The sequence below is a fragment of the Pseudomonas sp. RIT-PI-a genome (assembly GCF_001187875.1).
Classification (GTDB): domain Bacteria; phylum Pseudomonadota; class Gammaproteobacteria; order Pseudomonadales; family Pseudomonadaceae; genus Aquipseudomonas; species Aquipseudomonas coleopterorum.
This window is the reverse complement of record NZ_LGIR01000014.1, coordinates 1-19,961: the sequence shown is the minus strand read 5'-3', so window position 1 is coordinate 19,961 and position 19,961 is coordinate 1. Positions and strand designations below refer to the sequence as shown.

Here is a 19,961-nt window from a genome sequence, read left to right as displayed (position 1 = left end):
CGTTTATTTGCGGACGGCCCCCATGGTTGATTCTTACGACGACTCCCTCGACGAGGGAAAAAGCAAAACTCAGGTCAAGCGCGAACTGCATGCGCTGACCGATCTGGGCGAGCGGCTCACCACGCTCAAGCCGGACATGCTCGATCGCCTGCCCCTGACCGACGCTCTGCGGCGGGCACTGGGCGACGCCTCCAAGCACACGGCGCACATCGCGCGCAAACGTCACATCCAGTTCATCGGCAAGCTGATGCGCGACCAGGACATCGAGGCGATTCTGGTGCTGCTCGATCAACTGGACGCCTCCACCCGGCAGTACAACGAACGTTTCCACAACCTGGAACGTTGGCGCGATCGATTGGTAGCAGGCCCGGACCAGGTGCTGGAGGCGTTCTTCGCCGAGTACCCGGAAACCGACCGCCAGCACCTGCGCAACCTGGTTCGCCAGGCCCAGCACGAGACGGCTCACAACAAGCCGCCCGCCACCACGCGCAAGATCTTCAAGTACATCCGCGAGCTGGACGAAACCCAACGCGGCCTGCGCTGACAGGCCCGCGGGCAGGCCGTCCGGCTTGCCCGTCACCCGCTTCAGGCGCCGGTACCGCCCACCGTGATCGCATCGATCTTCAAGGTGGGCTGACCGACACCGACCGGTACCGACTGGCCGTCCTTGCCACAGGTGCCCACGCCACTGTCCAGTGCCAGGTCGTTGCCGACCATCGACACCTTGCTCATCGCCTCCGGACCATTGCCGATCAACGTCGCGCCCTTGACTGGCGTGGTGATCTTGCCGTCTTCGATCAGGTAGGCTTCGCTGGTCGAGAAGACGAACTTGCCGCTGGTGATATCCACCTGTCCACCGCCAAGGTTGGCGCAGTAGATGCCTTTCTTCACCGAAGCGATGATCTCGGCCGGATCGCTCTCGCCCGCCAGCATGTAGGTGTTGGTCATGCGCGGCATGGGCAGGTGCGCATAGGATTCGCGACGACCGTTGCCGGTGGCGGCGACGCCCATCAGCCGCGCGTTGAGCTTGTCCTGCATGTAGCCCTTGAGCACGCCGTTTTCGATCAAGGTCGTGCACTGGGTCGGCGTACCTTCGTCATCGACGCTCAGCGAGCCGCGACGCCCGGCCAGCGTGCCATCGTCGACGATGGTGCACAGGCTCGATGCCACCTTCTCACCGACGCGACCGCTGTAGGCCGAACTGCCCTTGCGGTTGAAGTCGCCTTCCAGACCATGCCCGACCGCTTCGTGCAGCAACACGCCAGACCAGCCGGCGCCCATCACCACGGGCATGGTGCCCGCCGGTGCCGCCACCGCTTCGACGTTGACCAGAGCCTGGCGCAGCGCCTCGCGGGCATAGCCCATGGCGCGGTCTTCGGCGAGGAAATAACGGTAGTCGGTACGTCCACCGCCGCCATGGCCGCCGCGCTCGCGACGACCGTTGTGCTCGACGATGACACTGACGTTGAAACGCACAAGTGGTCGCACGTCCGCCGCCAGGCTGCCATCAGCGGCCGCGACCAGAATCCGTTCCCAGACCCCGGCCATGCTCACGGTGACTTGCTGAATACGGGGGTCCAGTGCGCGGGTGGCGGCATCGACACGCTTGAGCAGGTCGACTTTTTCAGCGCGGGTAAGCACTTCCAGTGGGTTGTCCGGACCGTACAGCTGGCTGACCACCGGACTGCTGAAGGCCTGCACACGGCCATTCTGGCCAGCGCGGGAGATCGAGCGCGCCGCGCGCGCGGCCTGGACCAGCGCATCCTGGGTGATCGCGTTGCTGTAGGCGAAGCCGGTCTTTTCCCCGGACTGGGCGCGTACGCCCACACCTTGGTCAAGGTTGAAACTGCCTTCCTTGACGATGCCGTCTTCCAGCGCCCAGGACTCGGAAATCTGACCCTGGAAATACAGGTCGGCCGCGTCGATGCCCGGGCCGGCCAACTCGCCCAGCACCGATTGCAGGCTGTCGAGCGTGAGGCCGCCGGGGGCCAGCAGGTGGTCGCTGACGGTGGATAACATCTGGCTCATATTTACTCCGCGCTGTTCGCAGGGCGCGTCGCGCGCTGCGGGATAGATGCTCGCAGTTCGCTTGGCGGCGCTGCGTCAATAGGTGCTCGCAGGCCGCGAGGCGGTCTGCGCAAATGGATGCTCGCGGGTCGCCTGAGGCGACGCGCGCAATGCCGGTGTCGGTGACGGATGAACACTACATGCGTCCGCCCCGACACGTTTTCAATACCCGGCCTGGCCCAGCCGTCCGATACACAGCCAAGGCAACCGCATTTTCAGCCACCGAAAGGCTTGACCAGGGTCATCTGCGGATCCTTCCACGAACCCTCGATGCGGTACTGCACACTGGCAAAACGCGCCACCCGGTCGCCGAGCAGCTTGTTCACCACGAACAGGGCGCCGCCGACCACCGGCGCGCCCACCAGGACCGCAGCCAGCGGCAGGCTGTTGGTGATCGGCAAGGCGACCTGCACCTTGGCGTTGACGCCGTCGCGGACCATGTCCAGGGTACCGTCCAGATCGATGTCGGTGCTGGGGCCGCGCAGGGTGATCGGGGTTCTCGTCACGTACACCCCTTCGCTAGCCACCAGCAGGCCCTTGACTCGATCGTAGCTCAAACCCTTGCCCAGCACATCGGAGAAATCCAGGCGCAGACGGCGACCGATCGCATTGAAGTTGAGCAGACCGAACACGCGCAGGGCCTGGGCACCGCCTTCGACTTCGACGAACTGGCCGTCACGCAGGGTCGCGTCCAGGTTGCCGGAAAAACGCTTGAGCCCCACCCAGGCCGGTGAACCGGGCCAGCGTCCGTCGGCATCCAGGTGGAACGATTCGCTAGTCACGGTGGGCGCGAATTTCCAGGCCTGGAGCACGTCGGCCAGGTTCTTGCCCTGCAGCCGTCCGCGGAACCAGGTGCTGGAAGCTCCCGGCGCGCCTTCCCAGGTTGCCGCACCTTGCAGCATCAAGCCCTTGAGCCCCAGGTCGAGGTCGTTGAGGGCGACACCCCGGGCGGTCGGGCGCAGCTTCAACGACCAACTGCCGACCAGTTCCGAACCCTGCAACAGCTGGCGAATCCTGACATTGACCGCCGGTATCTTGCGCGGATCGACATTGGCCAGGGGATCAGGCGACTCGACCGGATTGTCAGCCTTGACCGCGTTCGGATCGACCGGCGGCAAGCGCACGGTGTCGAGGTCGACATTGATCGGGGTCGCCTTGCCATCGGGTACATCGACCCTGCCAGTGATTTGCTGGCTGGCCACAGCGAGGTGCCAGGCGCCGGGGCTGCGGTTGAGCTGTACCCGCGCCTGATCGAGTTGCTGGCCGAACCCCTTGAGCGTGCCGATCTGCAAGTCGACGGCATTGATGACCTGGCTGGCGGTGCCACTCGGATTGCCGCCCGTGTAGTTCTCGGCCTGCTGCTGCCACGGCTCCAGGTCCAGGGTCGGCAACGCGCCACGCACCCGCAGGCCCTGGGTCGCAGGAAGCTGCGGCGTGCCGGCGCCGACCAGCAATTCGCCGCGGCCGCTGGCCAGGTCGTTGGGCGGCGCGGCGTAGGCGAAGCTGGCGATGTCGGCGTAGGTGACGTCGAAGCGACGCTCACGGCCTTGCAGGTTCATCACGAAGGCCGTGGGACGGGCCACGGAACGCGCTTTGCCAAAGGGTGCGGGCAAGTCGATGTCGACGCCCTTGAGGTCGGAGTCGACGCGAAGCTGGCTGTCGCTGCCCAGTTTGAGCTGCAGCTGGTAGGCGATATCGCCGGACGCCGGCACGGCCTGCTTGACCTGCAACCAGTCGACCAGGCGTTTCACCGGGATCTGGCTGTCGGCGACGATGCGCGTCAACGGCGCGCCGGGCTTGCCTTCGGCGAGGATCTGCGCCTTGACCGGCTGATCGAAGGCCTGGGCTGTGACGCCCTCGCCACTCAGGCCCTTGTCGAAGTCGAAACGGAATGTCCCGCCCAGTTGACTCAGCGCAAGCTCGGGCGACTTGATCTTCAGGCGCGCCGCACGGGTGCTGAAGTCGACCATCACCTTGGGCTCGTGCCCCTTGACCAGCGGAATGTCGAGTTCCAGCTTGCCCTTGAGCGGGCCCTCGCCTTGCCAGCCAGCGAAGATGTCGGCGGTACCGATCGGGGCGGTCTGCAGGATCTTCAACCCGTCGGCCAGACCGCCATCGAAGTTGCCGTTCACGAACAAGTGGCTGTCCTGACCGACCGGCACGTGGGGCACGCTGACCGCCACGTCGCTGACCTTGGTGTCGAGAATCTGCCCACGGTCAGCCAGGATGCGCACGTCGCCGTCCTGGATGTAGACATTGCCTGCGACCTTGCGCGCCTCCGGCCAGCCGGGCTGGAAGGCCAGGGTCACGTCATGGACCTTGAAAAACAGGGTGATGCTGCGCGAATGGGCCTCGGCTGCACTGGCCAGCGAGCCTTGGTACTGGAAGTAACCCTGGTCGACCGCGCCGCGTTTGATCGCCGTGCGCAGCCACTGGTCGACCGACGGGCTGAGCACCTTGGGCAGGTATTTGCTGGTGTAGGCGCCATCGCCGTCGACCAGGCCAACCCGCAGGTCCATGTAGGGCTCGGCCTCGTGATGCAACGGCAGGCGAATGAGGAAATCGGCCGCGATCTTGCCCTCCTCGCCCAGCACACGAATAGCCGGCGCGATCAAGGTGAAAGCGTGATCGTCGAGCTTGAAGTTCAGCCGGGCGTTAGCCTTGAGGTAATGCCAAGGTTTTTCGAAGATGGGACTCAGGTGCAGCATGAACTTGTCGCTGTCCAGGCGCAGTTCGCCTTGGCCGATGTCGCCAATCAAACTGCCACTGACATTGTCTGCTGCTGGAGCACCGTAGTAGGCATCGAAGCCGACATTCTCCAGATTGGCGGCGTAGCTCAGGCGCTCGGCACCCGTGGCCTTGGGACGAACGTCGAGGGAAAGGTTGCGCACCACGCCGGTGAAGTTCAGGCCGTTGACGATGGCCGCCACCTGTTTGGGCAGGGGTGCCAGCGCGTCGAGCAGTGGCGTGATCGGGGTCAGGTCGAGGCGATCGGCCTGCACACGCCACTGCTCCTGACTCGACGGCGTTGCCGCGCGCTGCTGCAGCGCCAGATGGCTTTGCCATGGCTTGCCGTCCAGCGTCATGGCGAGGGTTCCCAGGTTCACGTCGAAACCGTCGGTGTTGCGCTGCATCCACGCCTTCAGCGTGAGATCGGCGATGGTATACGGCTTGTGGTCGCCATAAGCGCCCTTGAACGCCGGCGCATCGAGTTGAACCACGGCTCGCTGGACATTGGCGTCTGCCCAGTCCACCCAAACCTCGCCCCCCGCCTTGAACTGGTCAAGCTGCCAACCCTGGGTATAGCGGCGTGGCAGCCACTTTGCCCAGTCGCTCTGCGGCAGATTCGCGTAGGCCTGGGCGCGGCCGTCGCGCCAGTGTTCGGCGCGCACCTGAGCCTCGACGTTCAGCGCCAGCGGCTGACCGTCGGGCAGGTGCAGGCGCAGGTCCAGACGCTGGCGCTCGTCAGCGGTGCGCAGACTCAGGCCGACATAGGTGAGGGTCAGTGGATCATGCTCGAAGGGTTGCAGGGTCAGTTGGCTGTCGAGCACCGACAACTGCTCGACCTGTTGCATCTGCTGCAACGTGCGCTGCACGTCGAAGGCCTGATCCGGTTGCTGGGGCACGCCCTTGACCGACCACTTGCCCGTGGCGTCCTCGACGGCGCTGAGCTGCACGCCGCCCAGCTCGAGATGGGCAATGCGCACCGCACGCGCCAACAGGCTGCCCCACAAGTCAGGCACCACCTTGACCTGATCCAGGCGCAGCGCGTTGCTGCCCTCGCCCACCTGCACATCATGAATCAGCAGCACTGGCGCCAGACGGTTCCAACGGCCTTCCAGGCTGCCGATGCGCACCGGCATGCCCAGCGCCTCGCTGGCACGCGCCTCGATCTGAGCATCGTACTCGGCCACCAACGGAATCAACTGCCGACCCAGGCTGACATAGAGCGCCAGCAACACCAGCAGCACGGCGCACAGTGCCAGGGCCCAACGGATCAAGCCCCCGAGCGCAGCACTCACACGGACCATGCAGGCACGCTCCGGCAATGTACCGCGTCAGCCCTACAGGTCGAGAATCGTTCCACTGGCCGTTTCAGAGCAGCACCACATCATATTGTTCCTGGGAATACATGGACTCGACCTGGAAGCGAATGGTTCGTCCGATGAACGCTTCCAGTTCGGCCACATTGCCGGATTCTTCGTCGAGCAGACGGTCGACCACTTTCTGATTGGCCAGCACACGATAGCCTTCGGCCTGATAGGCACGGGCCTCACGCAGGATCTCGCGAAAAATCTCGTAACACACTGTCTCGGGGGTTTTCAGCTTGCCGCGGCCCTGGCAGCAAATGCAGGGCTCGCACAGCACCTGCTCGAGGCTTTCCCGGGTGCGCTTGCGGGTCATCTGCACCAGACCCAGTTCGGTGATGCCAATGATGTTGGTCTTGGCGTGATCGCGCTCCAGCTGCTTCTCGAGGGTACGCAGAACCTGACGCTGATGCTCCTCATCTTCCATGTCGATGAAGTCGATGATGATGATCCCGCCGATGTTGCGCAGGCGCAGTTGCCGGGCAATGGCGGTGGCCGCTTCCAGATTGGTCTTGAAGATGGTTTCTTCGAGGTTGCGGTGACCGACGAAAGCGCCGGTGTTGACGTCGATGGTGGTCATCGCCTCGGCCGGGTCCACCACCAGATAGCCGCCGGACTTGAGCGGCACCTTGCGGTCCAGGGCACGCTGGATCTCGTCTTCCACACCGTACAGATCGAAGATCGGGCGCTCGCCGGGGTAATGCTCCAGGCGGTCGGCGATTTCGGGCATCAGCTCGGCAACGAACTGGGTGGTCTTCTGGAAGGTTTCCCGGGAGTCGATGCGGATCTTCTCGATCTTCGGGTTGACCAGGTCGCGCAGGGTGCGCAGTGCCAGGCCCAGGTCTTCGTAGATTTCAGTCGGGGCGCCGACGGTCTGGATCTGCGCATTGATCTGGTCCCACAGACGGCGCAGATAGCGGATGTCCATGAGGATTTCCTCGGCACCGGCGCCGTCGGCAGCGGTGCGCAGGATGAACCCGCCGACTTCCTGAATACCTTCTTTCTCGACGCAGTCGGCCACCACCTTCTTCAGGCGTTCGCGCTCGCTCTCGTCTTCGATCTTCAGGGAAATACCGACGTGCCGGGTGCGCGGCATGTACACCAGGTAGCGCGAAGGGATCGACAGCTGGGTGGTCAGGCGTGCGCCCTTGGAACCGATCGGGTCCTTGGTGACCTGCACCACCAGGCTTTGTCCTTCATGGACCAAGGCGCTGATGGTTTCCAGGCTCGAGCCTTCGCGCAGGGAGATTTCCGAGGCATGGATGAACGCGGCGCGGTCCAGGCCGATGTCGATGAAGGCGGCCTGCATGCCGGGCAGCACGCGCACGACCTTGCCCTTGTAGATATTGCCGACGATGCCGCGACGCTGGGTGCGCTCGACATGCACCTCTTGCAGGACACCGTTTTCCACCACGGCCACGCGCGATTCCATCGGCGTGATGTTGATCAGAATTTCTTCGCTCATGGCTGGGTCTCGTTCCTGGTGTCTTTATTGTAGTGGCGATGACGCGCCCGCAAGGCCCTTCTCAGGACGCTTGCCAGCAGGCGATGCCGTTGCGTTGCAGCAGCGCCGCGGTTTCGAACAAACCCAGACCGACGACGGCAGAATAACTGCCTTCGAGCTTTTCTACGAATATTGCACCCAGACCCTGAATGCCATAACCGCCCGCCTTGTCCGCTGGCTCGCCGCTGGCCCAATAGGCACGGGCCTCTGCCTCGTCAATAGGGCGGAAGGTGACCCGCGCCGACGCGGTGCAGGTGTCCATGCGCGCACCGTCGAACAGCGCCACAGTGGTGATCACCTCGTGAGTGCTGCCGGACAACAACGCCAGTATCGCCAAGGCATCGGCCTCGTCACGCGGCTTGCCGAGAATGCGGCCTTGAGCGATGACCGCCGTATCTGCGCCCAGCACATGACCGCTGCCTGGCTGCGGCAGCGACTCCCAGCCGGCGCGAGCCTTTTCTTCGGCCATGCGTTGTACGTAGGCAAAGCTGCCTTCACCGGCCTGCGGGGTTTCGTCGATGGGTGCCTTGACCACGGTGAACGGGACGCCGATCTGTGTCAGCAGTTCACGCCGTCGCGGCGAGCTGGAAGCCAGGTACAGGGTAGACATGCGAGGCGTCTCCGCGTCGGGCCGCGCACGGGCCCGTCAGTTGATGCCCAGGCGCTTGCGCAAGCCGCGCAGCAGATAGCTGACCCACGGCCAGAGCAAAGCGCTCATCAGCGCAGGCAGCAGCAGGGCCAAGGTAGGTTGACGGTTGCCGGTCAAGGCGCTCAGCCACAGCTGGACCAACTGCGCCAGGCCGAAGACCACGAGGATGACCAAGCTCTGCTGCCACATCGGGAAGATGCGCATGCGCTGGGCCAGGGACAGGATGAGAAAGGTGATGAGGCTGAGGATGAGCGCATTCTGCCCAAGCAGCGTGCCGAACAGCACGTCCTGCGCCAGCCCCAGGACCCAGGCGGTGGTCATGCCCACCTTGTGCGGTACCGAGAGCGTCCAGTAGGCCAGCAGCAGGGCCAGCCACAGCGGCCGCAATACTTCCATGAACTGCGGCATCGGCGACACGCAGAGCAACAGGCCGACAACGAAGGTCACCCAGATGACCCAGCCATTGCGCGAGCGAGTACCTACCATTATTGCCTCTCCCGTGTTGTAGCCGGCACGGACCGCGAAGGCGTCGCCGGGGTCGTGTGCGCGGGGGTGGCGGCCGGTGCTGTGCTGTGCGCGGGTGTGGCAGATGCGGGTGCAGCGGCAGCCGGCGCCGTGGTTGGCGTCGTCGGAGTGCTGGCTTCGGGTGCCGCGCCTTGGCGATCGGCGGCTTCCTGAGCCTGCGCGGCCTCGGTGGCGCGCTGCTCCGGTGACCGGCTGTCGCTGAACACCAGCAACAGATAGCGGCTGCGGTTCAGGGCGGCGGTCGGCACGGCGCGAACGATGGCGAACGGCTGGCCGGAATCGTGGATAACTTCCTTGACCGTGGCCACCGGATACCCGGCCGGGAAACGCTGCCCCAGGCCCGAGCTGACCAGCAGGTCGCCTTCCTTGATGTCGGCGGTATCGGCCACATGGCGCAGTTCCAGGCGTTCGGGATTCCCCGTGCCGCTGGCGATGGCGCGTAGGCCGTTGCGGTTGACCTGCACCGGGATGCTGTGGGTGGTGTCGGTGAGCAGCAGCACGCGCGAGGTGTAGGGCATCAGTTCGACCACCTGCCCCATCAGGCCGCGTGCGTCGAGCACCGGCTGGCCGAGCACCACGCCGTCGCGTTCGCCCTTGTTGATCAGGATGCGATGGGTGAACGGGTTCGGGTCCATGCCGATCAGTTCGGCGACCTCGACCTTTTCGTTCACCAGCGCCGAGGAGTTGAGCAACTCGCGCAGGCGCACGTTCTGTTCGGTCAGCGCCGCCAGCTTTTGCAGGCGACCCTGCAACAACAGGGCTTCGGTCTTGAGTTTCTCGTTTTCGGCCAGCAACTCGGTGCGGCTGCCAAACTGGCTGGCAACGCCTTCATAGAGCCGCTGGGGCAGATCGGTGACCCAATAGGCACGCATCAGCACCAGCGACATTTCGCTGCGCACGGGCTTGAGCACGGTGAAGCGCGCGTCGACCACCATCAGCGCGACCGACAGCACGACCAGCACCAAAAGGCGCACGCCCAGTGAGGGGCCCTTGGTGAAAAGCGGTTTAATAAGCCGCTCCTCCCAGGCAAATGTTCATGTGGTCATTCATGTGACGGCAAACCGGCCCGGATCGAAAGTACAGGACGCATACAGGTAGCATCGAAGACGCTACCTGTAAACGACCCCAGGAATCTTTCCCGCGAAGTTACTCGCTGGAGAGCAGATCCATGGTGTGCTTGTCCATCATTTCCAGGGCACGACCGCCACCACGAGCCACGCACGTGAGCGGGTCTTCGGCGACGATCACCGGCAGGCCGGTTTCCTGGGCCAGCAGCTTGTCGAGGTCGCGCAGCAGCGCGCCACCACCGGTCAGCACCAGGCCGCGCTCGGCGATGTCCGAGGCCAACTCCGGAGGCGACTGCTCCAGCGCGCTCTTGACCGCCTGCACGATCGTGGCCAGGGACTCCTGCAGAGCCTCCAGCACTTCGTTGGAGTTCAGGGTGAAGGCGCGTGGCACGCCCTCGGCCAGGTTGCGGCCGCGCACGTCGACTTCACGCACTTCGCCGCCCGGGTAGGCGGTGCCGATTTCCTGCTTGATGCGCTCGGCGGTGGATTCGCCGATCAGGCTGCCGTAGTTGCGACGCACGTAGGTGACGATGGCTTCGTCGAAGCGGTCGCCGCCCACGCGGACGGACTCGGCGTAGACCACGCCATTGAGCGAGATCAGGGCGATTTCGGTGGTACCACCGCCGATGTCGACGACCATCGAACCGCGTGCTTCCTCGACCGGCAAACCGGCACCGATGGCGGCTGCCATGGGCTCTTCGATCAGGAACACTTCGCGGGCACCGGCGCCGAGCGCCGATTCACGGATGGCACGACGCTCCACCTGGGTGGACTTGCAAGGCACACAGATCAGCACGCGCGGGCTGGGCTGCAGGAAGCTGTTTTCGTGCACCTTGTTGATGAAATATTGCAGCATCTTCTCGCAGACACTGAAGTCGGCGATGACGCCGTCCTTCATGGGGCGAATGGCGGCGATGTTGCCGGGTGTACGACCGAGCATGCGCTTGGCTTCGGTACCGACCGCAACGACACTTTTCTGATTACCGTGGGTCCGAATGGCCACAACCGATGGCTCATTCAGAACGATACCGCGCTCACGCACGTAAATAAGGGTGTTGGCAGTGCCCAGGTCGATGGAAAGATCGCTGGAAAACATGCCACGCAGTTTCTTGAACATGGGAAAAGGACCCTAGGCAACGCGTGGGTAAAAAAGTGCGGCAAACTCTAACAACGGCGGGGATTTTGGGCAAGGCGCCAATATGTTAAATTGGCTGTTTTTCCGGGCACGCCTGCACTCGATCGCGGCCATATGACCGCAAAAGTGCGATTGTGTTCCCCAAAACCACGGCCCTGCCGTATTTCATTTTCCACCGGAGACCCCCATGGCGCTTGAACGCTGCGACGTGGAAAAGATCGCTCACCTGGCCCGTCTGGGCCTGAATGACGCCGATCTGCCACGCACCATCGAAGCACTGAACAGCATTCTGGGCCTGGTCGACCAGATGCAAGCGGTCGACACCCGCGGCATCGAACCCCTGGCCCACCCACTGGAAGCCAGCCAGCGGCTGCGCGCCGACCAGGTGACCGAACGCAACCAGCGCGACGCCTACCAGGCCATTGCGCCGGCGGTCGAGAACGGCCTGTACCTGGTTCCGAAAGTCATCGAGTAAAGGGAAAAGAGCCTGCCATGCATCAACTGACACTGGCCGAGATCGCCCGCGGACTCGCCGACAAGAAATTTTCCGCCGAAGAGTTGACCCGCACCCTGCTGGCGCGCATCGCCCAGCTGGACCCGCAGCTCAACAGCTTCATCACCGTCACCCCCGAGCACGCCATTGCCCAGGCACAGGCCGCCGATGTGCGCCGCGCCAACGGTGAAAGCGGTGCCCTGCTGGGCGTGCCGCTGGCCCACAAGGATCTGTTCTGCACCCAAGGCATCCGCACCAGCTGCGGGTCCAGGATGCTGGACAACTTCGAGGCGCCCTACGACGCCACCGTGGTGGCCAAGCTCAATGCGGCCGGCGCGGTCACACTGGGCAAGCTGAACATGGACGAATTCGCCATGGGCTCCGCCAACGAGAACAGCCACTACGGCGCTGTGAAGAACCCCTGGAACCTGGCGCATGTGCCCGGCGGCTCGTCGGGCGGTTCGGCTGCGGCCGTGGCCGCGCGTCTGCTGCCAGTGGCCACAGGTACCGACACCGGCGGCTCGATTCGCCAACCCGCCGCCTTCACCAATCTCACCGGCATCAAACCGACCTACGGCCGGGTGTCGCGCTGGGGCATGATCGCCTACGCCTCCAGCCTCGATCAGGCCGGCGTGCTGGCGCGCAACGCCGAAGACTGCGCCCTGCTCCTGCAAGGCATAGCGGGCTTCGATCCGCAGGACTCCACCAGTATCGATGAGCCGGTTCCGGACTACAGCGCCACCTTGGGCGACTCCCTGCAGGGTCTGCGCATCGGCGTGCCGAAGGAATACTTCGGTGCCGGCCTCGACCCGCGCATCGCCGAACGGGTACAGGCCAGCATCCAGGCGCTGGAAAAACTCGGCGCGGTGATCAAGCACATCAGCCTGCCGAACATGCAGCAGGCGATCGCCGCCTACTACGTGATCGCGCCGGCCGAAGCGTCCTCGAACCTGTCGCGCTTCGATGGCGTGCGCTTCGGCTACCGCTGCGAGAACCCCAAGGATCTGACCGATCTGTACAAGCGCTCGCGCGCCGAAGGCTTCGGCGCGGAAGTGCAGCGTCGCATCATGGTCGGTGCCTATGCCCTGTCGGCCGGCTACTACGATGCCTATTACCTGCAGGCGCAGAAGATTCGCCGTCTGATCAAGAACGATTTCATGGCCGCCTTCGAAGACGTCGACATGATCCTCAGCCCGACCACGCCGAACCCGGCCTGGAAACTGGGGGCCAAGAACGCCGATCCGGTGGCCGCCTACCTGGAAGACATCTACACGATCACCGCCAACCTGGCCGGCCTGCCCGGCCTGTCGATGCCGGCCGGTTTCGTCGATGGTCTGCCGGTCGGCGTGCAACTGCTGGCCCCTTACTTCCAGGAAGGCCGCCTGCTCAACGTGGCGCACCAGTACCAGCAAGTCACCGACTGGCACACTCGCGCGCCTGAAGGCTTCTAAGGAGAAACATCATGCAATGGGAAGTCGTGATCGGGCTGGAGATTCATACCCAGCTCGCCACCCAGTCGAAGATTTTCTCCGGCAGTTCCACCACCTTCGGCTCCGAGCCGAACACCCAGGCCAGCCTGGTCGACCTGGGCATGCCCGGCGTGCTGCCGGTGCTCAACCAGGAAGCCGTGCGCATGGCCGTGATGTTCGGTCTGGCCATCGATGCCGAGATCGGCCAGCACAACGTGTTCGCGCGCAAGAACTACTTCTACCCCGACCTGCCCAAGGGCTACCAGATCAGCCAGATGGAGCTGCCGATCGTCGGCAAGGGCCACCTGGACATCACCTTGGAAGACGGCACGGTCAAGCGCATCGGCGTGACCCGCGCGCACCTGGAAGAAGACGCCGGCAAGAGCCTGCACGAGGACTTCAGCGGCAGCACGGGTATCGACCTCAACCGAGCTGGCACACCGCTGCTGGAAATCGTGTCCGAGCCCGACATGCGCAGCGCCAAGGAAGCCGTGGCCTACGTCAAGGCGATCCATGCGCTGGTCCGCTACCTGGGCATCTGTGACGGCAACATGGCCGAAGGCTCGCTGCGCTGCGACTGCAACGTCTCGATCCGGCCCAAGGGCCAGGTCGAGTTCGGCACACGCTGCGAGATCAAGAACGTCAACTCGTTCCGCTTCATCGAACGCGCCATCAACAGCGAGATCGCGCGCCAGATCGAGCTGATCGAGGACGGTGGCAAGGTCGTTCAGCAAACCCGCCTGTACGATCCGAACAAGGACGAGACACGGGCCATGCGCAGCAAGGAGGAAGCCAACGACTACCGTTACTTCCCCGATCCGGACCTGCTGCCGGTGGTGATCGAGGATTCGTTCCTGGAAACCACCCGGGCGACCCTGCCGGAGCTGCCGCCGGCCAAGCGTGAGCGCTTCCAGAACGAATTTGGTTTGTCCGCGTACGATGCCAGCGTATTGGCTTCGAGCCGCGAGCAGGCTGACTTCTTCGAGCAGGTCGTGGGCATCTGCGGCGATGCCAAGCTGGCCGCCAACTGGGTCATGGTCGAGCTGGGCAGCCTGCTGAACAAGCAGGGCGTGGAAATCGAGGAATCGCCGGTCAGCGCCGCGCAACTGGGTGGCATGCTGCAGCGCATCAAGGACAACACCATCTCCGGCAAGATCGCCAAGATGGTCTTCGAAGCCATGGCCAATGGTGAAGGCGATGCCGACCAGATCATCGAGGCGCGCGGCTTGAAACAGGTCACCGACAGCGGTGCCATCGAGAAGGTGCTGGACGAAGTGTTGGCCGCCAACGCCGAGCAGGTCGAACAGTACCGTGCGGCAGACGAGGCCAAACGCGGCAAGATGTTCGGCTTCTTCGTCGGTCAGGCCATGAAAGCGTCCAAGGGCAAGGCCAACCCGCAGCAGGTCAACGAGCTGCTCAAGAGCAAGCTGGCCGGCTGATGCAACAGCGCACCCCCTGTAGCCGCGGCGCAAGCCGCGTCCGGCCCCGAAGCAGTGAATCCTGTGGACCGTGGATACCGCCGACGCGGCTAGCGCCGCTGCTACGGGGGGTTTGTTCATTTGGGCGTCATGCCGTTTGTGCCGGCGCGATTGCGTTGTTGGCCGGTTGCGCCAGCCAGAACGGCATCATCGACCCTCGTGGTTACGACCGTGACGGGGTCGCCTCCTATTACGGCGCGCGCCATCATGGCGCTCGCACGGCCAGTGGCGAACGCTTCGATCAGCACGGCCTGACCGCGGCCCACCGCCAGCTACCATTCGGTACCCGGGTGGTGGTGACCAATCTGGCCAACCAGCGCAACGTCATCGTGCGGATCAACGACCGTGGTCCTCAATCACGCGGGCGCTTGATCGATGTGTCCAAGGGCGCGGCAGAAAAACTGGGCATGCTGCGCAGCGGCACCGCTCGCGTGCGCGTGCAAACCCTGCAAGACTGACTCGGAGCCGCCGTCATTTTCAATCTCGCCACCTTGCCTGGACCCACCTTGCTGCAATTGTTCGCAGGGCTGTTGCTGCTGATTGCCGGGGCCGAATGGCTGGTGCGCGGCGCCGTGCGCCTGGCGGCTGCGCTGAAGGTCAGGCCGCTGGTGGTGGGCCTGGGCGTCGTGGCCCTGGGCAGCAGTGTGCCGCAGCTGGCGGTCAGCCTGCAGGCGACGTTCGTTGGTACGCCCGACATCGCCGTGGGCAGCCTGGTGGGCAGCAACATCTTCAGCTTGCTGGTGACCCTGGGGTTGTCCGCGCTGATCATTCCGTTGCGGGTGTCCCGGCAACTGCTGCGGCTCGATATCCCGTTGCTGATCGGTGCCAGCGCGCTGGTGTTCGGACTGGCCTGGAACGAACAACTCGGGCGCCTGGAAGGTGGCATCCTGCTTCTGGGCCTGGTCGGCTACCTGGGCGTGCTATGGCGCCAGTCGCGGCATCCGGGCCGGGTGGCGACGCCACAGGGCACCGCCCCCTGGCTCAAGTGCCTGGGCATGATGCTCGGCGGTTTGCTGCTGCTGGTTGCCGGAAGCCACTGGTTGCTGGAAGCGGCGCTGGAACTGGCCACCGATTTCGGCCTGTCGGATCGGGTGATCGGATTGACCATCGTGGCCGTCGGCACCTCTCTTCCGGAATTGGCCACCTCGCTCGTGGCCGCGTTGCGCGGTCACCGTGAGATTGCGGTGGGTAACGTGATCGGCAGCAACCTGGTCAACCTGCTCGGCGTGCTTGGCCTGACCGCCGTGCTGGCGCCAGCGCCCTTGAGCGTTTCGCCCAATGCGCTGGATTTCGACCTGCCGGTCATGCTTGGCGTCACACTGCTGTGCCTGCCTCTGTTCTACTCCGGGTACCGCGTCACGCGGGTCGAGGGGCTGGTGCTACTCGGGCTGTACGCAGCCTATGGCCTGCATGTGGTGACCTTCACCACGGGCATGCCACTGGCGGCGAGACTGGAAGAGCTGATGCTGTTCTATGTACTGCCGGTGCTGGCGGCAGTGGTGCTCTGGGGCACCCTGCGCGCCTGGCGTCGACAGCACTGAACGACGCGACCTACCCCTGGCGCTTCTTGAACATCCAGGCCACGGCCAGCACCCCGAGCCATACGGGAATCAACAGCACCGAAATGCGGATGCCTGGGGTCATGTACATGATCACCAGAATCGCTGCCAGGAACGCCAGGCATACCCAGTTGGTGATCGGGTAACCCCAGCTCGGAAAGAACGTTGCATGACCGTTGGCGCGCATGGCCTTGCGGAACTTCAAGTGCGTGATACTGATGATGCCCCAGTTGATGACCAGCGCAGACACGGCCAGCGCCATCAGCAAGCCAAACGCCTCGCCCGGCATCAGGTAGTTGATGAGCACGCTCAAGCCGGTTGCCAGCGCAGAAATCCCCAGTGCTTTCATGGGCACGCCGCGGCGGTTGACCTTGAGCAAGGTCTTGGGTGCGTCACCCTGCACCGCCAGGCCGAACAACATGCGGCTGTTGCAGTAGACGCAGCTGTTGTAGACCGACAGCGCTGCGGTCAGCACCACCACATTGAGTACGGTGGCCACCACGTTGCTGTCCAGCGCGTGGAAGATCATCACGAACGGACTGCCGCCCTCGACTACTTTTTGCCACGGGTACAGCGACAGCAGGATGGTCAAGGCGCCCACGTAGAACAGCAGGATGCGGTAGATCACCTGGTTGGTGGCCTTGGGTATGCTGCGCTTGGGATCATCGGCTTCGGCGGCGGTGATGCCGACCAGTTCCAAGCCGCCGAAGGAGAACATGATCACGGCCATGGCCAAGGTCAGGCCCCCGATGCCGTTGGGGAAGAAGCCGCCGTATTGCCAGAGGTTGGCGACGCTGGCATCGGGCCCGCCATTGCCGGTGGCCAGCATCCAGGCGCCGAAGCCGATCATGCTGACGATGGCCGCCACCTTGATCAACGAGAACCAGAACTCCATCTCTCCATAGATCTTCACCTGGAACATGTTGATCGCGTTGATCAGCACGAAGAACACCGCGGCCGAGGCCCAGGTGGGCACGTCCGGCCACCAGTACTTGATGTAGATGCCCACGGCGGTCAGCTCGGCCATGCCCACCAGCACGTATAGCACCCAGTAGTTCCAGCCGGACATGAACCCGGCCAGGCCACTCCAGTAGCGGTTGGCGAAATGGCTGAAGGTCCCGGTAACCGGTTCCTCGACGACCATCTCGCCGAGTTGACGCATGATGAAGAAGGCGATCAGGCCGCCGATGGCGTAGCCCAGGATGACCGAAGGGCCGGCCATGCCGATGGTCTGGGCAATGCCCAGAAACAGGCCGGTGCCGATGGCGCCGCCCAGGGCAATGAGCTGGATATGCCTGTTTTTCAGACCCCGATGCAGACCTTCGGGGGTGGATTGATCATCCATTGCGGTTCCTTAGCGGGTAAATGCTTGCCGGTGGGCAAGCAGCGTCTAGATCCAGCCGCCCCACTGCAACAGGAAAATTCCGATATTGGTGGTGATGGCTGCCGCCAGGGTGGTGATCACGATGATGGCGGCGGCGAGCGAATAGTTGCCGCCGCTGGCCCGCACCATGACATAACCGACCGAGGCCGAAGGAGCGCCAATATACAGGAACAGAATGCCCAGTTCCGCCCCGCGAAAGCCCAACAGCCAGGCACCGAATGTACCGACGATCGGCAGCAGGATCATTTTCACCGCGCTGGCGCTCAAGGCCACCGAACCACTGCTGCGCAAGGCGGCCAGTGACAGGGTGCCGCCAATGCAGATCAGTGCCAGCGGCAGGCTCATCTGCGCGACGTAATCGGCAGAGGTCAGGATCCAGTTGGGGATGGGCACCTGCAGCCAGGCGAAGGGCACGGCCGTGACCACGCTGATGATCAGCGGGTTGACCAGGATGCTCTTGCAGATGCTCAAGGGGTCGGACTTGATGTTGGGGCTGTAGATCGCCAGCACCACGACGGACAAGGAGTTGTAGAGCACGATCACCAGGCCCGCGAGGATCGAGCCCAGAGAGATGCCGTAGTCACCATACATGCTGCCGGCCAGGGCCAGGCCAATGACGCCGTTGTTGCCGCGAAACGCGCCTTGGGTGAAGACGCCGCGATCAACCTCCGGACAACGCTTGGTGGCGATCCACCAGGCGATGGCGAAGCTGCCCACCGTGGCCACCACGAAATACACCAGCAAGCCGGGCTTGAGCGCCGAGCGCAGGTCGGCATGGTAGATGCCCAGGAACAGCAAGGACGGCATGCAGACGTTGAACACCAAGGCCGAGGCGGTCTTGATGAAGTTATCGTTGATCCACTCGATCCGCTTCAGCCCATAGCCCAAAAACAGCATGGCGAACACCGGAGCGGTCACGTTCAGGGTCTGCAGAAATAGGGCCAGCATGCCGGGGGAACCTGTTGCCTGGAGTCAGACGACAATGATAGCGAGGATAGGGGAATGAGGCGGGGAAATTCTGGTGAAGCGTGTGTTTGCAGCAGCCCCTTGGCAGGCCCGCCCCGCTCCCACAGAGATCCCCAGCACCTGCAAGATCCCCGTAGGAGCGGTCAGCGGCCGCGAAAGCCGCACCGCGGTTCCGAAGCTTACTGCGGACCCATCTTGTCCATCAGCGCAGCGAGCATTTCATACTCTTCACCGGTCAGGTCGGTCAGCGGGGTGCGCACCGGCCCTGCGTCGTAGCCTGCGATCTTGGCGCCAGCCTTGACGATACTGACGGCATAGCCCGACTTGCGGTTGCGGATGTCCAGGTAAGGCAGGAAGAAGTCGTCGATCAACTTGCCCACGGTGGCGTGATCGTCAGCGGCGATCGCGTGGTAGAAGTCCATCGCGGTCTTCGGAATGAAGTTGAACACGGCGGACGAATAGACCGGTACGCCCAGCGCCTTGTAGGCAGCAGCATAGACTTCGGCGGTCGGCAGGCCACCCAGGTAGCTGAAACGGTCACCCAGACGGCGACGGATCGACACCATCAGCTCGATATCACCCAGGCCGTCCTTGTAGCCGATCAGGTTCGGGCAGGTCTCGGCCAGACGCTCGAGCAGCGGTGCGTTCAGACGGCAGACGTTGCGGTTGTAGACGATGACGCCGATGTTGACCGATTTGCACACGGCTTCGACGTGGGCGGCAACGCCGTCCTGGCTGGCTTCGGTCAGGTAGTGCGGCAGCAGCAACAGACCCTTGGCACCCAGGCGCTCGGCTTCCTGTGCGTATTCGATGGCCTGGCGAGTGGAACCGCCAACTCCAGCGAGGATAGGCACGCTGGTGGCGCAGGTGTCGACCGCAGTCTTGATCACTTGCGAGTATTCGCTGGCAGCGAGGGAGAAGAACTCACCGGTACCGCCGGCAGCGAACAGCGCGCTGGCGCCATAAGGGGCAAGCCATTCCAGACGCTTGATATAGCCCTCGCGGTGGAAGTCGCCTTGGGCAGTGAAGTCGGTTACCGGGAAAGACAGCAAGCCGTGATTGAGGATGGACTTTAGTTCTTGTGGATTCATTGTTTGAACACCCTGGGTCGCATGGAAAATTGAACAACCAAGCAGCCATGGCTGGCTGATGTCGTACGTCATCGTACAACTACTTTCTGTGTTCCTCAATAGGAGGAAAGAAGTATTTTGGTTTGTCGCGATGTGCCTTGGGCCCTGCATGTTACGCAGACGAGGCTTGCGCCGCTGCTACGGGGGGGCGTTTCTTCTGTAGCGGGGGCGCGAGCCGCGTCAGGCTTCACCGCGGGGTATCAGACAGATCACCTTAGCCGCCGACGCGGCTTGCGCCGCGGCTACGGGGGTGGCGGTTCTCTGTAGCGGCGGCGCGAGCCGCGTCAGGCTTCACCGCGGGGTTATCAGACAGATCACCTTGCCCGCCGACGCGGCTTGCGCCGCTGCTACAGAGGGGCGTGGTGTTCCTGGAACAGCGGCGCGGGCGCGGGCAGGGCCGCCGGCGGGGGAGCCGAGCGGGCACAGGGGCCGCCGCCTCGGGTGGGG

16 protein-coding genes are annotated in these 19,961 nt (G+C 63.9%); 6 read left to right on the top strand and 10 right to left on the bottom strand.

The annotated features are described in order from the left end of the window. The first annotated feature begins 22 nt into the window (after window positions 1-22). The gene (gene yjgA, locus AC788_RS10380) at window positions 23-544 is read left to right on the top strand and encodes a ribosome biogenesis factor YjgA (RefSeq protein WP_049860569.1); all 522 of its coding nucleotides are present in this window, start codon (window positions 23-25) and stop codon (window positions 542-544) included. A gap of 41 nt (window positions 545-585) precedes the next feature. Here yjgA and tldD read toward each other — a convergent pair whose 3' ends face one another. From tldD to mreB, 7 genes are all read right to left on the bottom strand, one after another. Beyond that, on the bottom strand, window positions 586-2,028 hold the full coding sequence (gene tldD / locus AC788_RS10375; protein ID WP_049860568.1) for a metalloprotease TldD: 1,443 nt from the start codon (window positions 2,026-2,028) through the stop codon (window positions 586-588). Between the two features lie 254 nt (window positions 2,029-2,282). Next, complete coding sequence (locus AC788_RS10370; protein WP_049860567.1) at window positions 2,283-6,098, bottom strand: YhdP family protein; 3,816 nt, start codon at window positions 6,096-6,098, stop codon at window positions 2,283-2,285. 64 nt (window positions 6,099-6,162) lie between these two features. Continuing rightward, the gene (rng, locus tag AC788_RS10365; RefSeq protein WP_049860566.1) at window positions 6,163-7,620 is read right to left on the bottom strand and encodes a ribonuclease G; all 1,458 of its coding nucleotides are present in this window, start codon (window positions 7,618-7,620) and stop codon (window positions 6,163-6,165) included. Window positions 7,621-7,681: 61 nt separating this feature from the next. Then, entirely contained in the window at window positions 7,682-8,269 is a 588-nt protein-coding gene (locus AC788_RS10360; RefSeq protein WP_049860565.1) for a Maf family protein, read from the bottom strand. Between the two features lie 36 nt (window positions 8,270-8,305). Continuing rightward, the gene (gene mreD, locus AC788_RS10355; RefSeq protein WP_049860564.1) at window positions 8,306-8,794 is read right to left on the bottom strand and encodes a rod shape-determining protein MreD; all 489 of its coding nucleotides are present in this window, start codon (window positions 8,792-8,794) and stop codon (window positions 8,306-8,308) included. Then, a complete protein-coding gene (gene mreC / locus AC788_RS10350) occupies window positions 8,794-9,843 on the bottom strand; it encodes a rod shape-determining protein MreC (protein ID WP_082223639.1) in 1,050 nt (349 codons plus the stop codon). The genes mreD and mreC overlap by 1 nt, the downstream gene beginning before the upstream one ends. Window positions 9,844-9,979: 136 nt before the next feature. Beyond that, window positions 9,980-11,017 carry a rod shape-determining protein MreB gene (mreB, locus tag AC788_RS10345; RefSeq protein ID WP_008371426.1) on the bottom strand — a complete coding sequence of 346 codons (1,038 nt, stop codon included), beginning with the start codon at window positions 11,015-11,017 and terminating at the stop codon, window positions 9,980-9,982. A 205-nt stretch (window positions 11,018-11,222) separates the two neighbouring features. On the opposite strand from mreB, the gene gatC reads away from it, so the two are divergent. The 5 genes from gatC (at window position 11,223) to AC788_RS10320 (ending at window position 16,016) form a co-directional block, all read left to right on the top strand. After that, window positions 11,223-11,510, top strand: a complete 288-nt coding sequence (gene gatC, locus AC788_RS10340) for an Asp-tRNA(Asn)/Glu-tRNA(Gln) amidotransferase subunit GatC (RefSeq protein WP_043186652.1) — start codon at window positions 11,223-11,225, stop codon at window positions 11,508-11,510. Window positions 11,511-11,527: 17 nt separating this feature from the next. Then, complete coding sequence (gene gatA, locus AC788_RS10335; protein ID WP_049860562.1) at window positions 11,528-12,979, top strand: Asp-tRNA(Asn)/Glu-tRNA(Gln) amidotransferase subunit GatA; 1,452 nt, start codon at window positions 11,528-11,530, stop codon at window positions 12,977-12,979. 11 nt (window positions 12,980-12,990) lie between these two features. Continuing rightward, complete coding sequence (gatB, locus tag AC788_RS10330) at window positions 12,991-14,436, top strand: Asp-tRNA(Asn)/Glu-tRNA(Gln) amidotransferase subunit GatB (protein ID WP_049860561.1); 1,446 nt, start codon at window positions 12,991-12,993, stop codon at window positions 14,434-14,436. 98 nt (window positions 14,437-14,534) lie between these two features. After that, the gene (locus AC788_RS10325) at window positions 14,535-14,933 is read left to right on the top strand and encodes a septal ring lytic transglycosylase RlpA family protein (RefSeq protein WP_244636424.1); all 399 of its coding nucleotides are present in this window, start codon (window positions 14,535-14,537) and stop codon (window positions 14,931-14,933) included. A 57-nt stretch (window positions 14,934-14,990) separates the two neighbouring features. Beyond that, window positions 14,991-16,016, top strand: a complete 1,026-nt coding sequence (locus AC788_RS10320; RefSeq protein WP_442965540.1) for a calcium/sodium antiporter — start codon at window positions 14,991-14,993, stop codon at window positions 16,014-16,016. 10 nt (window positions 16,017-16,026) lie between these two features. Here the strand turns inward: AC788_RS10320 and AC788_RS10315 are convergent, their stop codons facing one another. The 3 genes from AC788_RS10315 to kdgD form a co-directional block, all read right to left on the bottom strand. Then, window positions 16,027-17,379, bottom strand: coding sequence for an amino acid permease (locus tag AC788_RS10315; RefSeq protein WP_049860559.1), 1,353 nt, complete (start codon window positions 17,377-17,379; stop codon window positions 16,027-16,029). Between the two features lie 45 nt (window positions 17,380-17,424). Then, complete coding sequence (locus AC788_RS10310; RefSeq protein WP_049860558.1) at window positions 17,425-18,366, bottom strand: AEC family transporter; 942 nt, start codon at window positions 18,364-18,366, stop codon at window positions 17,425-17,427. 197 nt (window positions 18,367-18,563) lie between these two features. Beyond that, window positions 18,564-19,475, bottom strand: a complete 912-nt coding sequence (kdgD, locus tag AC788_RS10305) for a 5-dehydro-4-deoxyglucarate dehydratase (RefSeq protein WP_049860557.1) — start codon at window positions 19,473-19,475, stop codon at window positions 18,564-18,566. Window positions 19,476-19,961 lie beyond the last annotated feature (486 nt).